Consider the following 14,503-nt stretch of genomic DNA (forward strand, 5'->3'; position numbering starts at 1 on the left):
AAAAAGCATAATTATACCTTTTCTTCTATCATTTTTTCATCTTTTAAAGCATTATTATCAGCAGCTTTAAAAAACGGATAATAAACTGCCATTTGAACTATAACTAATATTAACTGTAGAATAGTTCCTTGCCATCCAACAGTCATTAATGCGGAAAGCCCTATTGGTGTTCCTAATGCATTTGCTACACCATTTGGAAAAGGAACGAGACCAATTGACATGCATAGATAAGAAATACCAAATGTAATCATTGGTGTTATAATCATAGGAATTAACATTACTGTATTTAGTACCATTGGAAAACCAAAAGTAATAGGTTCATTAATACCACAAATACCCGGAATAATAGCTAGCTTTCCCAAAGATTTATAACGTTCACTTTTTGCTAAAAAAAGCATTAATATACAAAGGCCTAAAGTCCCTCCTGCTCCGCCAAGAGAAGCAAAATTCATCCATGTAGATTGAGTAATCAAATTAGGTAAAGCTTTCCCGCCCTGATATGCTGCTAAATTTTCTAATAATGTTGGCATATACAATGTATTTAATATTGGCATAACTATCATACCACCATGAATACCAAAGAACCACAATAACGAACATAATGCTGTACAAAATACAAAAGTTAACGGACTTCTTCCTAGACTGACTAATGGTGATTGGATAACAGAATAAATTAATGAATTTAAATCTCCATAAGAGGTAAAAGAAAATCCTAATCTAATGAAACTAAATATGAAGACAATTATTAAACTTGGTATAATTGCACTGAAACTTTTTGAAATTGTTGGCGGTACAGACTCAGGCAATTTAATAGTAATATCTTTTTTAAGAATAATAAGATAAATTTTTGCTGAAAACAAAGCAATAATCATTGCTGAAAACAATCCCGCCGAACCTAGAAAACGTGTTGGTAAAAACGCAGCTGTCATACCATTAGTTTTAACTGACTTCAATGGAATCATCAGCATAAATGAAACTAAAGCTGTCGTAGCAATAAAAAGACTTTCTTTCCCATAACCTTCTTTTTCACCAAAAGCCTTAGCAATCAAAAAAACAGTATAAACAGCTAACATATCAGTAGTGACTGTTGATGCAAATGAAAATAATGTTTTAATACCGGTTTTTGTAATGAGAGCCTGATAAGGCTGAAAGTTTAACGAACTTATAAGAGTAAACAATGCTCCTACCATAACAACAGGTAACAAATAAGAAAAACCTGTGGAGATAGAATTTAAATACTTGTTTTGACCTAGCTTATTTGCTAAAGGTACTAAAGTGCGTTCTAAGAATTCATTTATTTTGCCCATATTTTTCCTCCTTTTTCTAGTTAATGACAAAAAATAAATTGAAAATTATTACAATATTATATTATACCTTTTAAAATTTATTTCAATAATAATTTAAAAATTATTTCATTTTATTATTAATCTTGTTTCAAAAGAAAAAAGAAGGTATGATAAATGAGAAAGGCGGTTAATTATGAATCCTCTTGAAAAATTAGATTTTTATAAAAATATTTATACTAAAAAAGATTATAATATTTATGAATATATTAAAAAACATCCAAACTCTATTACACGCTTTAATGTTGAAATGCTGGCAAAAGAGATTCCTGCTTCTAAAGCAGCAATCATCCGTTTTTCAAAAAAGATTGGCTATAAAGGATTTTCTGAATTCAAATTTGAAATGACTCGTTATATTGTCTCCGGAGGCAGAGAAAATGAAAATGAAACTATGGATACAATCCAATCAATTACTTCTCTCTATGCCGGTTTTATTAGACAAATTAATGAAACTATTTCTCTAGATGATGTTTCATTTATTGCTAAAAAAATTGCAAATGCCAGATATGTTAAAATTTTTGGGCAGAATCGAAGTTATACTGCTGCCATGCAGTTTAGACATAGACTAGCAAAAATAGGATATGATGCTGAAGCCATTAGAGGTTTAATTCTTTTTGATCAGATTATTGATTATCTTGAAAAAGATGACCTTATTATTTTCTTTACTACACAGGCTAGAAGCAAGTTTTATAAAAATTATATTAAAAAAGCAAGAAAAAATGGGGTTGCTGTTATTATTATCAGCTGTGCTCAGACCGCTTTGCTTAATGAAGCTTCTTATTCCATAATTCTACCATCCATATCGGATGCCTCTGAATCATCTTTCTTAGATAATCAGGCACTTTTCTTTGTTTTTATAGAAATACTTCTTGCCGAAATAGCTTATAGAATTCAAAAGAACTAAGCTAATAGCTTAGTTCTTTTGCTATAGTATAAAATATTTGATATGTTTCTTCCAAAAACATCTGATAGCCGCAATAATCTTTATCAATCAAAATACTTTTCATTCTTTTGCAGTTGCCCTGACAAATATTCACAAAACGGCATTTTAGGCATATATTATCAAGACTTTCCGGCTTTCGTATAAATTCCTGTGCAGTTTCCCCTTCTCTCATAGTATCTAATTCATCAGTAAGAATATTCCCCATCCTATAACAATCAAGAGCATAAAAATCACAAGGATAAACATTTCCATCAGATTCAATGATATATTGAATCTGACATGAACCAAGCATTCCACATGTACGTGGCATTCTTCCACTAAAGATCATAATCAGATCCTCAAATAGTGAAATCGAAACATATTTACCTTTTAAATAATCCTGATACCATAAATTAAATAATTTCTTATAAAATTCATAAAACTTATATGGTGATAAAGAAAAATTATTAGACAATTGATTAAGATCGGGAAGACAAGGAATAAACTGAATATGTGAAAAGCCTTCTTTTTTATAAAAAGTATAGATTTCTTCTACTGAATCAGTAAGCAGAGGAGTAATAACAGTAAGAATATTTATTCTTAACCCGAACTTCTTCATAAGATGAATATTATTTATAATTCTATCAAAAGTTGGTTTATTTCCTATACTTCTTAAAGAATCATGACATGCCTTTGTCCCATCTATAGAAACACCAATTAAAAAATCATTATTTTTAAAGAATCGGAGCCATTCTTCATCTAATAATGTTCCATTTGTCTGAATAGCATAACTTATCTTTTGATTACTTTTCCTTTTATTTACTTCTGTTATAAAGTTTTTAAAAAAATTTAATCCTGCAAATGTAGGTTCTCCTCCCTGAAAAGCAAAATGAACTATGCCAAATGATAGTCCCTTTTCAATAATAGAAATCATAACCTTATTATTCATAATTCCAGGTGATAAAGAATGCCGATGACTAGTTACATCAGCATAAAAGCAATAACGGCAATTCATATTGCATAATGATGATGCAGGCTTTATTAATAATGAAATTTGCTCCATTATTTCTCACACTCCTTTATTATTTTAAAAAAGCATTATTAGAGAAGTTTAAAAACGCCGATAATATCGACGTTTTCATTACTTTTTTATTCAATACCTACAATAAATGAATAAACCGGCTGTTTTCCATCAACAACTTCTAATTCAGCATCATAATTATTTTCAATATAATTCTTTGCTTCTTCTTTTTCTTCCTTGGTAATATCTTCACCACAAATAAGTGTAATAACTTCAGAATCCTCATCAGCAAGGCCGGATACCGTTTCCTTGAGAGCATCCAGCTTATTTGGCATACAGGCAGTAATTTTTTTCTCCTGTAATGCCATATATTCATTAGCTCTTATATCTAATCCATCAATGTTTGTATCTTTGATTGCAAATGTAACCTGCCCTGTTTTTACATTACTTAATGCTTCTGTCATTTCTGCTACATTTGTATCTAAATCTGCTTCTGTATTATACATAATACAAGCTGATAATCCTTGCGGTATAGTTTTAGAAGGAATTACAATTACATCTATCTCATCTTCTAATACAGTAGCTGCCTGCTGAGCAGTCATAATAATATTAGAATTATTCGGTAATACAATAACATGTTTTGCATTAACATTTCTAATAGCTTCTACCAAGTCTTCTGTTGCCGGATTCATTGTCTGTCCACCACTAACGACAAAATCACAATGTAATTCCATAAACATATCCTTAATACCCTCACCGGCAGATACAGAAATGATAGCAACTTCCTTTTCAGGTTCTTCTTTTAATTCCGGTGCTTTAAAGCTAACTTCAGTAATATTCTTAATTTCAATCTTCCCTAAAGTTCCATATCTCTGTCCAACATTTAAGGCATTGCCAGGCTTATCTGTAGCAACATTGGCTTTAATAATACCATTATCTTCAATAATTTTAATATTTCCGCTCGGTAAACGTTCTAATTCATTTTTAAAGCGTTCAGCAGTAAATGCTTTTTCTTTTCCTTCATCAATCTTAAATGAATATTCTAACTGATAATCATACTTTGTTTCTGCTTCTTTTTCCGCCATAGCACGATCAATTGTTTCTTTTGCTTTATTGCCTTCTGATGTCACATCAATTCTTTCAATAGTTTCACCTGCCAGTGCACTTAAGAAACCTGTTAAAACAAGTAATAATCCGGCACCTCCGGAATCTACAACACCAACTTCTTTTAAAACAGGAAGTAATTCAGGTGTGTGATCTAATGAATCATTTGCTGCTTTTACAAAATATGAAAAGAAATCTTCAATTTCCATATCTTCTTTAGCATAAGCAACACCTGCTTCACTGGCTTCTCTGATAACTGTAAGTATCGTTCCTTCAACCGGTCTCATAACAGCCTTATAAGCAACTTTTGCTCCATTTGCAAAAGCATCAGCTAATTCAACAGCATTAACCTCTGTTTTTCCTTTTAATGATTTAGAAACACCTCTAAAAATCTGAGAAAGAATAACTCCTGAATTTCCTCTGGCACCCATTAATAATCCTTTAGATAGTTTCTTTGAAATCTCAAATAAATCATCACTTTCAAGTGCTTCTACCTCATTAGATCCATTAGTGAATGTTAATGACATATTTGTTCCGGTATCTCCATCCGGTACAGGAAATACATTCAATGCATCAATTTCCGGATGATTATTATGCAAAACAATAGCACCTGTCATAACCATCTCTCTAAACATTTTACCATTAACTGTCTTCATGTTAATCCTCCATTACCTTAATACTCTGGACATAGACATTAACAGCTTCTACATCAATATCTAAAGTGTTTTCTAATACATATTTAACTTTTTTCTGAACTTCATAAACAATCTCAGAAATTTTAATGCCATATCCTATAATTATATAAAGATTAACAATTGCTCCGCCGGCACCTTCTTCGACAACAATTCCTTTAGAATAATTATCCTTTTTTAATAAATCATAAAAACCATCACTCATTTTCTGGCTCGCCATACCTACAACACCATAGCATTCAGTAGCTGCGCCGCCACAGATAGTCGCAATGACATCATTAGATAAATCAATACGCCCCAAATCAGTTGTTTTCTGAATCATACTTTCCCTCCTATATATAAATACTTTATAGTATAATATCTTTAGTTTATTCTTTATTATATTAACAAAACACTTAAAAATTGTAAACACATACGCCAATATTTTACTATTTTAAATGATTATTTAACAAAAAACTATTGCATTTTAATCATCTGAGTGTTATCATCTACGAGTATGTAAAAAACGTTTAAAGGAGTGAGAATCATGTCTAGAAAAAGTCAGTTAAGTGGAAAAGGACCTATCACAGGTAATAATCGTTCTCATGCATTAAATGCTACTAGAAGAAGATGGAATGTTAACTTACAGAAAGCTACAATTTTAGTAGATGGTAAACCAACTAAAGTTAAACTAACAGCTAGAGAATTAAGAACATTAAGAAAAAATGCTCAATAATAATAAAACGGCATACTTGCCGTTTTTTATTTTATCCAACAATCTGTTTTACTTCTAAAAGTGAACTGATCTGATAATCAGGGATAATATCTGTTTCATTTAATATTCCTTCAGGATTATACCAGCATGTTAGAATATCTGCATTAATTCCTCCCTTTATATCGCTTGTCAGACTATCTCCTATAATAATTGTCTGATTACAGTCATAATCAGTCATTTTCTTTACATAATCAAAAAAGCTGATATGAGGTTTTTCATAACCGATTTCCTCAGAAATAAAACTCTGCTTAATAAATAACTGTATTCCTGTACTTTCAAGCTTGCCTTGCTGAGCTATTTTAGAACCATTGGTTACAACATACTGTTCATGATTCTGACATAATGCCAATGTATTTAACGCATGTTTTTCTAAAAAAGTATTCTTAGATAAAGATTTTTGATATTGATAATTAAATGCCTGGCAGTTTATATCCTGACGATTAATGAATTGAAAGAAGTCTTTGAATCTATCTTCTAATGCTCTAGTTCTTTCAATTCTTCCATTCTCTATATTCTTCCAGTATTTCTTATTAATTATCAGATATTCACTTAAAAGATCATCTGTAAGACTAATATTATTTTCTTTCAATAATGTCTTCAAAGAAACATATTCTGATTTCTTAAAATCAAGTAATGTTCCATCTATATCCCATAATATTTTCATATATACCCCATATCAAAATAGAGCCGGCCTAGCCGGCTCTATGCCTTAAATGCCTTCTTAAAAGTATCAAAGATAGTTTCTTTGCTGCCTTCATTTCTTAATTTTTCATAGAGATCTCTCTCTTTCTTAGTAAGCTTTTTAGGAACTTCTACATTCACACTAACAAACTGATCTCCCTGTACATTACCTCGAATACTTTTGATTCCTTTACCTTTCAATCTTAATACAGAACCGCTTTGTGTGCCGGCAGGAATCTTCATTGTCACATCACCATAAACAGTTGGTACATCTACTTCACATCCTAAGGCAGCATCTACAACAGAAATTGGTACTTCTATATAAATATCATTATTTTTTCTTGTAAAATATTTATGTGGTCGTACATAGATTTCTACATATAAATCACCATTAGGACCGCCATTTATACCACGTTCTCCTTTGCCTGAGACACGCAGCTGCTGATGTGTATTAATACCGGCAGGTATATTCAATTCAACAGTAATTGTCTTATGTATATATCCCTTACCATGACACTGCGAACACGCCTTAGTAATTTTCTTTCCTGTACCATTACATTCCGGACAAGTTGTCTGATTAACAAAAGTACCAAATGGAGAGCGCTGCTGTGTACGAATCGTACCAGTTCCTCCACATCGCGAACATCTTGTAATATCTTGTGATGATTCAGCACCACTGCCATGACAATGACTACAAGGTTCATCATAGGATATTTTAATATCTGTCTTCTTGCCTTTAATAGCATCCATGAAATCAATTTCTATTTGAGCAAAGCGATCATCACCTTTCTGCGGTCCGGTTTGTCGTCTTGAACGAGTTTGTCCACCACCAAAAAATGATCCAAAAATATCTCCTAAATCAACATCTTCAAAACCAAAGCCGCCGCCAAAGCCTCCGGCACCGCCAAAGCCACCGGCATTCTGATCAAAAGCTGAGTGACCATAACGATCATAAGCTGCTTTTTTATTATCATCCGATAATACATCATATGCTTCCTGAACCTCTTTGAATTTTTCTTCAGCACCAGCTTCTTTATTAACATCAGGATGATATTTTTTAGCTAGTTTTCGATAAGCTTTTTTTATTTCTTCTGCACCGGCTGTTTTTGAAACACCCAGCACTTCATAATAATCTCTTTTATTAGCCATAGCTATCCCTTCTTTACAATACAAAGCCAAGGTTTTCCCTTGGCTTTATTTTAATTCTTTTCAGTGTAATCAGCATCAACAACGTCATCATTTGCATTGCCTGATGCAGCATTATCTGTACCACTTTGAGTATTCTGCTGATACTGATAACTTGCCATCTGCTGAGCCATCTGTTCTAACTCACTCATACGAGCTTCTAAAGTAGCCATATCATTAGTATCTAAAGCTTTCTTTAAATCATCTCTTAAGCTTTCAGCCTGAGTTTTCTGATCAGGAGAAATCTTATCACCCTGATCTTTCAAGGCTTTATCAATTTCATTAATCATCTGTTCAGCTTTATTTCTTGTTTCAATATCTTTACGCTTCTTCTCATCTTCTGCTTTATTAGCTTCTGCTTCTTTAACCATTCTATCAATTTCATCATCACTTAAACCTGTTGAATTCTGAATTGTGATAGACTGTTCTTTATTTGTTTTTAAGTCTTTCGCCTTAACATTAACAATACCATTAACATCAATATTGAATGTTACTTCAATCTGAGGTACACCTCTAGGTGCCGGTTCAATACCATCAAGCTTAAATAAACCTAACTGCTTATTATCTTTGGCCATTGATCTTTCACCTTGTAAAACATTGATATCAACTGCCGGCTGATTATCAGCAGCAGTAGAGAATATCTGAGATTTTGTAGTAGGAATAGTCGTATTTCTTTCAATTAAGACTGTCATTACACCACCCATTGTTTCAATACCCAATGATAATGGTGTCACATCTAATAATAAGACATCTTTTACATCACCAGCAATAACACCACCCTGAATAGAAGCACCCATTGATACAACTTCATCCGGATTTACTGATTTATTTGGTTCCTTGCCAAGCAGCCTTTTCACTGAATCCTGAACCGCAATAATTCTTGTAGATCCACCAACTAATAAAACTTCATCAATCTGATTTGGTGAAATCCCGGCATCGCTTAATGCCTGTCTTACAGGTTCTTCAGTAGCTGCTACTAAAGAAGCTGTCAATTCATCAAATTTTGCTCTTGTCAGTGTCATTTCTAAATGTACCGGACCACTAGCTCCTGCTGAAATAAATGGTAAAGAAATTTGTGTCTGAAGCATTCCGGATAAATCTTTTTTAGCTTTTTCAGCAGCATCCTTTACTCTCTGCATAGCCATCTTATCATTTGATAAGTCAATACCCTGTTCTTTCTTAAATTCAGCAACAATATAATCCATGATAACCTTATCAAAGTCATCTCCACCTAAGTGATTATTACCGGCAGTTGCCAGTACTTCAAAAGTACCATCGGCCAAATCAAGAATAGAAACATCAAATGTTCCACCACCTAAGTCATATACAAGAACTTTCTGTTCTTTTTCAATCTTATCAATACCAAAAGCAAGTGCAGCAGCAGTAGGTTCATTAATAATACGTTCTACATCTAATCCGGCAATTTTTCCGGCATCCTTAGTAGCCTGACGCTGTGCATCATTAAAATATGCCGGAACAGTAATAACTGCTTTAGTAACCGTTTCGCCTAAATAAGCTTCAGCAGTTGCTTTTAAATTTTGTAAGATCATTGCAGAAATTTCTTCCGGTGTATAATCTTTTCCATTAACATGTTCTTTATATGAAGAACCCATATGCCTTTTAATAGAAGATACTGTATCCGGATTTGTGACTGCCTGACGCTTAGCAGCTTCACCGACAATGATTTCTCCATTTTTAAAAGCTACAACTGATGGAGTTGTTCTCGCACCTTCAGGATTAGCAATAACTTTTGCTTCCCCATTCTCCATAACACTTACACATGAATTTGTTGTTCCTAAATCAATACCAATAATTTTACTCATAATCATATTCCTCCTATTGATTCACTTTTACAAGTGATGCTCTTATTACACGATCTTTTAAGACGTAACCTCTTTGTAATTCTTCTAATATCATATTCTCTTCCTTACTTTCATCATGCTCAGTCATGACTGCCTGATGAAAATTAGGATCAAACATCTGATCTTTTGTTTCAATAACTTTAACACCGTTCTTTGCGAGTATATTCATCATTTGATCATGAATCATCTGCATTCCTTTTAAATAATTAGCAGCTTCTTCATTTGTTGTCTCAACAGCTAAAGATCTTTCAAAATTGTCTATAACCGGAAGAAGTTCCTCAATAAAGGATTGCATAGCATATTTAACCTGACTGGTATGCTCTTTATTCAAACGTTTTCTAGTATTTTCCATATCAGCAAATACTTTATAATAATCAGTTTTCCACTTATTGACTTCTTCTTCTAATTCTTGAACTCTCTTTTCTAAAGAACTGTCTTCTTTAGCATCAATAACTTCTACATCTTTATCAGCAGTAATTTCAGTTTCTTCCTGCTGCACTGTTTCTTTCTTTTCTTCTGCCATACTATCACCTTTCTTTATTCTGTTCCTGAATAAGTTTTTCTATATTCTTTCCAATAATTTCTACCAATGAAACAACCTGATCATAAGGCATACGTGTTGGTCCAATAACAGAAATTGATCCTTTAGTATCCTGTCCTGTATCAAATGAAGCAGATATAACTGATACATCATTCAATTCATCATCAAAAGGCAACTCATTGCCTCCTATTCTAATCACAACACCGTTCTGATTATCATCAAGCTCTAATGATTTCCATTGCTGGGCATTCTCAAAAGCACTTACTAATTTTCTTAGCTTATTAATATCATTATATTCCGGCTGATAAAGTAAATGATTCTTGCCGGAAAAATAGATATTACTTTTTGCAAACTTCATAAAAGCCTCTAAAAAAGCATTAAACAGTGCTTCATGTTCTTTTACACGAACATTCATAATCGGCTTAACATCTCGCTGAAGCTTATCAGCCACTTCATTAATAGGAGTTCCTACTAAAGTATCATTCATGATATCAACACAGGCATTTAAATCATCCATAGATGATTTTTTAGAAATCTTAAAAACTTTATTTTCTACATGTCCTTTATCAGTCACAATAATCGCTGTTACGCTATTTGTTCCTACCGGAACAAGTGTAACATTCTGAAAATGCTCATATCCTGAATTACTGCCTAAAGCAACTGCTGTAAGATGCGTCAATTCACTAAGCATCTGGCAGCTTTCTTCAATAATCTCCTGCAATGAATAATTTTTATTCTGAAATAATGAAGCTACCTGGTTCTTAATTTCATCATTAACATTAGGTTGAAGCAGTGTTTCTACATAGAAATGATATCCCTTCATAGAAGGTATTCTGCCGCTAGATGTATGTGTCTTTTCTAAGAATCCTAAGTCTTCCAGAAGACTCATTTCATTTCTGATTGTTGCACTCGAATAAGAAAGATTGTACTTTGTCATTAGGAGCTTAGAACCAACCGGTTCAGCAGTTTCAATGTATTCCTCAACAATATATTTAAAAATCAATAATTGTCTCGCTGTTAACATTTCAACGCCTCCTTTAGCACTCTTTATTCTTTGGTGCTAACATCATTATACACGTTCTTTTGGCACTGTCAACATTTTAGTGCTAGAATTTACAGAAAATAAAAAAGAGGACTCAATCCTCTAAAAAATCAATAAGTACAGTATTTAAAATATACATTCCCTGATCAGTTGTCTTTATATAATCATCTTTAATTATCAGATTATTTAAAGCTAAATGCTTAGCTATAGGATATCTATACAGGTTTAAAAAATTTTCATGATATCTTTTATTAAAATCCTTTATATTAAGACCTTCAACTAATCTTAAGGACATCATAAGATGATTAAACATCGTATCTTTCTTGGTAAGCTTTTGAATGCTTGTAATATCTTTTCCTTTTAAATACCGGTTAAGAGCTCTTGAATGAGTTATCAGCAGATCATCTATTTTTCCTGATGCCCCTACTCCTAAACCATAATAGTTTTCATAATGCCAATATACTTTATTATGTATAGATTCATAATTCCCTTTGGCATAATTACTAACTTCATACTGATGAAAGCCTTGATTGCTTAATACTTCATAAATCATTCTATTCCACTGATATTCTACCTCACTGTCAAGAGGAACAAAGCGAGAATTCTTTAAGATAGTATGATCTTCTAAAATCAGTGAATAATAAGAAATATGTTTAACAGGAAGATTTTCTATAGTAGAAAGATCATTAAATAAATCAGATTTCTTCTGATCCGGTAATCCATACATCATATCAATAGATATATTATCTATAAATTCAAAAGCTTGTTTTATAAACTGCTGTGCCTGTAATGAAGTATGTTTCCTTCCTATTTTTTCTAATAGATCATCATTGAAAGTTTGTATCCCTACTGATAAACGATTAATACCGGATTTTTTTAAAAGTTTGAGTTTTTCAACACTCATTGATTCAGGATTCACTTCTATTGTAAATTCTTTAAGATTATTATCAGTTAACGGCTTAAGGATCTCAAAAAGATAAGATAGCTGATAATAGTTCAAAGCACTAGGAGTTCCTCCTCCTATATAAATAGTCTTAAAATTTTTTTCAGGTAAAGACTCTATTTCCTCAGAAAGTATAGACAGATAACGGTCAGCAATTCCCTGATTATAGAATACTTTTGCGAAATCACAGTAAGTACAGATATGCTCACAGAAAGGAATATGTATATAAAGAGCTTCAGTCTTCATAGATATCCTTATATTCTTTTGCTAGACCACCTAAGCTTGTCTCTTTATAAGCAGAATTAAGATCAGCTCCCGTTTCCTTCATAACTTGAACTATTGTATCAAAAGATATCTTATTCTTCCTTAAGTATCCTAATTCCTTTGCTAGGGTTGCTGAATCAACAGCACGCATTGCTCCAAATGCATTACGTTCAATGCATGGAATTTGCACATAACCCATAACCGGATCACAGGTTAAGCCTAAATTATGCTCAAGACCCATCTCAGCTGCATAAGCAATCAAAGAATTATTCAATTCATAAATCCATGCCATGGCGGCGGCAGCCATAGCACAAGCTGTTCCAACTTCTGCCTGACATCCTCCATCAGCACCGGAGATTGTTGCATTTGTTTTTACTACATTGCCAAAAATACCGGCAATCGCAAGAGCCTTTATCAGATCTGATTTCTTCATACTCATCTTTGAATAGGCATAATAAAGAACCGCAGGCAATATACCGCTTGCTCCACATGTAGGTGCTGTTACAATAGTATAGCCATCAGCATTCTGTTCACTGACTGCATAAGCATAGCTAGCTAAAAATAAGCGTCCTCTTTCTGTTTCTGAATGCGTATTTAATGCCTGCTGATACATTGAAGAAGCAACTCTCTTGAGTTTCAAGGCACCTTGAATAGTCCCTTGGGTATGTAAACCTTTTTCAATACAGCGAAACATTGTATCTAATATCATATGCAGATATCCTTTAATATCTTCATCTTCGTAAGCTAATACATAATCATATAATGAAATACCTTGTGATTCACAATATAATAGTATTTCTTCTAATGTTTTTTGTGGATAAACTTCTTTTTTATACTGATGATGGTCTCCTGCAAAAACAATTTCCCCTCCGCCAATTGAATAAGCTTCTATTGAAGCCGATATTTTCTGATCTGCTATAACATCAACAATCATTCCATTAGGATGTTTAGGTAAAGAGTCACTGGAAAATGTAAAAGTACATTTTGTCGGAGAAAATGTTTTTTCCATTATTTTATCTGTTAAATGCCCTTTCCCGGTTAATGCCAATGATCCATAAAGATGAACAATAACTTCCTGAGCATAAGGATACAGTTTTTTAATATGTTCAGCAATTTTCATAGGACCCATAGTATGTGATGAAGATGGTCCTACTCCTACCTTATATAATTCTCTTAAAGATTGCATAAGCCCTCCTAAATCAACATAAGGAATAATTCTAATCCCTTTTTTTTGTCAATCATTCCTGTTTTTATTTTTACATCAAGCTCTGAAAGCTGATGAAGCTTATATAATAAGTCATCAATCTCAAATTTCTTGGCATTCATCCTAATCGGATAAACGGCTCGCGGATTCAATCCTAATATACTAACCATTTCCTTATCACTATAACCTTTTCTTTCTAATAGCTTAACCTGATAAAGATTACGCAGAGAATAAGCTATTAAGGCTATTAAGGCTATTGGCTCATGATTAGAAATCATTAAATCATGATAAATGAAAGAAACCTGAGACAAATCATGAGATAAAATAGCATTTGTTAATGCAAAAACATTTTCTTCAATAGGCCTACTGACCAGTCTGTTAACATCTTGTATCTGTATATTTTTAGTATACAGACATAGTTTTTCCACTTGATTGCTAACAGCTTCTAAATCATCTCCTGTTCTTTCTAAAAGGAGATTTAAAGCATCATCATTAATTATTGCCTCTCTTTTTTTAATTGCTTCTCTAGCAAGTTTGTATAAGTCATGACGATTTACTTTTTCTATTTCATAAAACTTAGCATATTTTCTTAATGCTTTCACTGCTTTTTTTCTTTTATCAAAATTCATCACATCATGATAAATTACAAAGATTGTTGTAGGATTATCATGTGCCAAGTAATCTATAAAAGCGATTATATCTTCTTCGCTGATTTCTTTCTGTTTTTCAGATGTTAAGAAAAGCGGCTGTCTTAAAACAATCATCTTGTATTCGCTTAAAAAAGGCGGTGTCAAAGCATCAGAAAGAATTTCTGACATAGATGTTTCATTTAGATAATAAACTATAAAGCTCATATTCTCTTCATCAGTATGATATTTTTTCTTTAGTTTTGCCAACTGCTGTTTCATCAACAGCTTTTCATTTCCATAAATAACAATATTCATT

14 protein-coding genes are annotated in these 14,503 nt (G+C 32.5%); 2 read left to right on the forward strand and 12 right to left on the reverse strand.

The features are described 5' to 3' along the window. Positions 1 to 11 precede the first annotated feature (11 nt). Positions 12 to 1,307: a PTS sugar transporter subunit IIC gene (locus tag HMPREF9943_RS07770; RefSeq protein WP_004803696.1), complete on the reverse strand. Its 1,296-nt coding sequence runs from the start codon at positions 1,305 to 1,307 to the stop codon at positions 12 to 14. Between the two features lie 172 nt (positions 1,308 to 1,479). Here HMPREF9943_RS07770 and HMPREF9943_RS07775 point away from each other — a divergent pair, with 172 nt between their 5' ends. Continuing rightward, positions 1,480 to 2,247: a MurR/RpiR family transcriptional regulator gene (locus tag HMPREF9943_RS07775; RefSeq protein WP_004803698.1), complete on the forward strand. Its 768-nt coding sequence runs from the start codon at positions 1,480 to 1,482 to the stop codon at positions 2,245 to 2,247. A 1-nt stretch (position 2,248) separates the two neighbouring features. On the opposite strand, the gene HMPREF9943_RS07780 is transcribed toward HMPREF9943_RS07775, so the two are convergent. From HMPREF9943_RS07780 to HMPREF9943_RS07790, 3 genes are all read right to left on the reverse strand, one after another. Further along, positions 2,249 to 3,328: a radical SAM/SPASM domain-containing protein gene (locus tag HMPREF9943_RS07780; RefSeq protein ID WP_004803700.1), complete on the reverse strand. Its 1,080-nt coding sequence runs from the start codon at positions 3,326 to 3,328 to the stop codon at positions 2,249 to 2,251. Between the two features lie 86 nt (positions 3,329 to 3,414). Further along, the gene (locus tag HMPREF9943_RS07785) at positions 3,415 to 5,046 is read right to left on the reverse strand and encodes a DAK2 domain-containing protein (protein ID WP_004803701.1); all 1,632 of its coding nucleotides are present in this window, start codon (positions 5,044 to 5,046) and stop codon (positions 3,415 to 3,417) included. A 1-nt stretch (position 5,047) separates the two neighbouring features. Beyond that, positions 5,048 to 5,404, reverse strand: coding sequence for an Asp23/Gls24 family envelope stress response protein (locus HMPREF9943_RS07790; RefSeq protein WP_004803703.1), 357 nt, complete (start codon positions 5,402 to 5,404; stop codon positions 5,048 to 5,050). Between the two features lie 204 nt (positions 5,405 to 5,608). Between HMPREF9943_RS07790 and rpmB the strand changes: the two genes are divergently transcribed. After that, complete coding sequence (gene rpmB, locus HMPREF9943_RS07795) at positions 5,609 to 5,797, forward strand: 50S ribosomal protein L28 (RefSeq protein ID WP_004803705.1); 189 nt, start codon at positions 5,609 to 5,611, stop codon at positions 5,795 to 5,797. A 31-nt stretch (positions 5,798 to 5,828) separates the two neighbouring features. Here the strand turns inward: rpmB and HMPREF9943_RS07800 are convergent, their stop codons facing one another. From HMPREF9943_RS07800 to holA, 8 genes are all read right to left on the reverse strand, one after another. Continuing rightward, on the reverse strand, positions 5,829 to 6,500 hold the full coding sequence (locus HMPREF9943_RS07800) for a YjjG family noncanonical pyrimidine nucleotidase (protein WP_004803707.1): 672 nt from the start codon (positions 6,498 to 6,500) through the stop codon (positions 5,829 to 5,831). 38 nt (positions 6,501 to 6,538) lie between these two features. Beyond that, a complete protein-coding gene (gene dnaJ, locus HMPREF9943_RS07805) occupies positions 6,539 to 7,666 on the reverse strand; it encodes a molecular chaperone DnaJ (RefSeq protein ID WP_004803709.1) in 1,128 nt (375 codons plus the stop codon). Positions 7,667 to 7,716: 50 nt separating this feature from the next. Further along, positions 7,717 to 9,525: a molecular chaperone DnaK gene (gene dnaK, locus HMPREF9943_RS07810; RefSeq protein ID WP_004803712.1), complete on the reverse strand. Its 1,809-nt coding sequence runs from the start codon at positions 9,523 to 9,525 to the stop codon at positions 7,717 to 7,719. Between the two features lie 13 nt (positions 9,526 to 9,538). Then, positions 9,539 to 10,087 carry a nucleotide exchange factor GrpE gene (gene grpE / locus HMPREF9943_RS07815; RefSeq protein ID WP_004803714.1) on the reverse strand — a complete coding sequence of 183 codons (549 nt, stop codon included), beginning with the start codon at positions 10,085 to 10,087 and terminating at the stop codon, positions 9,539 to 9,541. A 4-nt stretch (positions 10,088 to 10,091) separates the two neighbouring features. After that, positions 10,092 to 11,129, reverse strand: a complete 1,038-nt coding sequence (gene hrcA / locus HMPREF9943_RS07820; protein WP_004803716.1) for a heat-inducible transcriptional repressor HrcA — start codon at positions 11,127 to 11,129, stop codon at positions 10,092 to 10,094. 112 nt (positions 11,130 to 11,241) lie between these two features. After that, positions 11,242 to 12,336, reverse strand: coding sequence for a radical SAM family heme chaperone HemW (hemW, locus tag HMPREF9943_RS07825; protein WP_004803718.1), 1,095 nt, complete (start codon positions 12,334 to 12,336; stop codon positions 11,242 to 11,244). Beyond that, on the reverse strand, positions 12,326 to 13,540 hold the full coding sequence (locus tag HMPREF9943_RS07830) for an L-serine ammonia-lyase, iron-sulfur-dependent, subunit alpha (protein ID WP_004803719.1): 1,215 nt from the start codon (positions 13,538 to 13,540) through the stop codon (positions 12,326 to 12,328). The genes hemW and HMPREF9943_RS07830 overlap by 11 nt, the downstream gene beginning before the upstream one ends. Before the next feature lie 8 nt (positions 13,541 to 13,548). After that, the gene (gene holA, locus HMPREF9943_RS07835) at positions 13,549 to 14,502 is read right to left on the reverse strand and encodes a DNA polymerase III subunit delta (RefSeq protein WP_004803721.1); all 954 of its coding nucleotides are present in this window, start codon (positions 14,500 to 14,502) and stop codon (positions 13,549 to 13,551) included. Position 14,503 lies beyond the last annotated feature (1 nt).

This window comes from Eggerthia catenaformis OT 569 = DSM 20559 (assembly GCF_000340375.1).
GTDB lineage: Bacteria > Bacillota_I > Bacilli_A > Erysipelotrichales > Coprobacillaceae > Eggerthia > Eggerthia catenaformis.

Bases quoted from the DNA above. Each gene is read 5' to 3' on its own strand.
- HMPREF9943_RS07780 (WP_004803700.1), bottom strand. From the start codon at position 3,328: ATGGAGCAAATTTCATTATTAATAAAGCCTGCATCATCATTATGCAAT.
- HMPREF9943_RS07800 (WP_004803707.1), bottom strand. From the start codon at position 6,500: ATGAAAATATTATGGGATATAGATGGAACATTACTTGATTTTAAGAAA.
- hrcA (WP_004803716.1), bottom strand. From the start codon at position 11,129: ATGTTAACAGCGAGACAATTATTGATTTTTAAATATATTGTTGAGGAA.
- dnaK (WP_004803712.1), bottom strand. From the start codon at position 9,525: ATGAGTAAAATTATTGGTATTGATTTAGGAACAACAAATTCATGTGTA.
- holA (WP_004803721.1), bottom strand. From the start codon at position 14,502: ATGAATATTGTTATTTATGGAAATGAAAAGCTGTTGATGAAACAGCAG.
- HMPREF9943_RS07770 (WP_004803696.1), bottom strand. From the start codon at position 1,307: ATGGGCAAAATAAATGAATTCTTAGAACGCACTTTAGTACCTTTAGCA.
- HMPREF9943_RS07785 (WP_004803701.1), bottom strand. From the start codon at position 5,046: ATGAAGACAGTTAATGGTAAAATGTTTAGAGAGATGGTTATGACAGGT.
- HMPREF9943_RS07775 (WP_004803698.1), top strand. From the start codon at position 1,480: ATGAATCCTCTTGAAAAATTAGATTTTTATAAAAATATTTATACTAAA.
- hemW (WP_004803718.1), bottom strand. From the start codon at position 12,336: ATGAAGACTGAAGCTCTTTATATACATATTCCTTTCTGTGAGCATATC.
- dnaJ (WP_004803709.1), bottom strand. From the start codon at position 7,666: ATGGCTAATAAAAGAGATTATTATGAAGTGCTGGGTGTTTCAAAAACA.
- rpmB (WP_004803705.1), top strand. From the start codon at position 5,609: ATGTCTAGAAAAAGTCAGTTAAGTGGAAAAGGACCTATCACAGGTAAT.
- HMPREF9943_RS07790 (WP_004803703.1), bottom strand. From the start codon at position 5,404: ATGATTCAGAAAACAACTGATTTGGGGCGTATTGATTTATCTAATGAT.
- grpE (WP_004803714.1), bottom strand. From the start codon at position 10,087: ATGGCAGAAGAAAAGAAAGAAACAGTGCAGCAGGAAGAAACTGAAATT.
- HMPREF9943_RS07830 (WP_004803719.1), bottom strand. From the start codon at position 13,540: ATGCAATCTTTAAGAGAATTATATAAGGTAGGAGTAGGACCATCTTCA.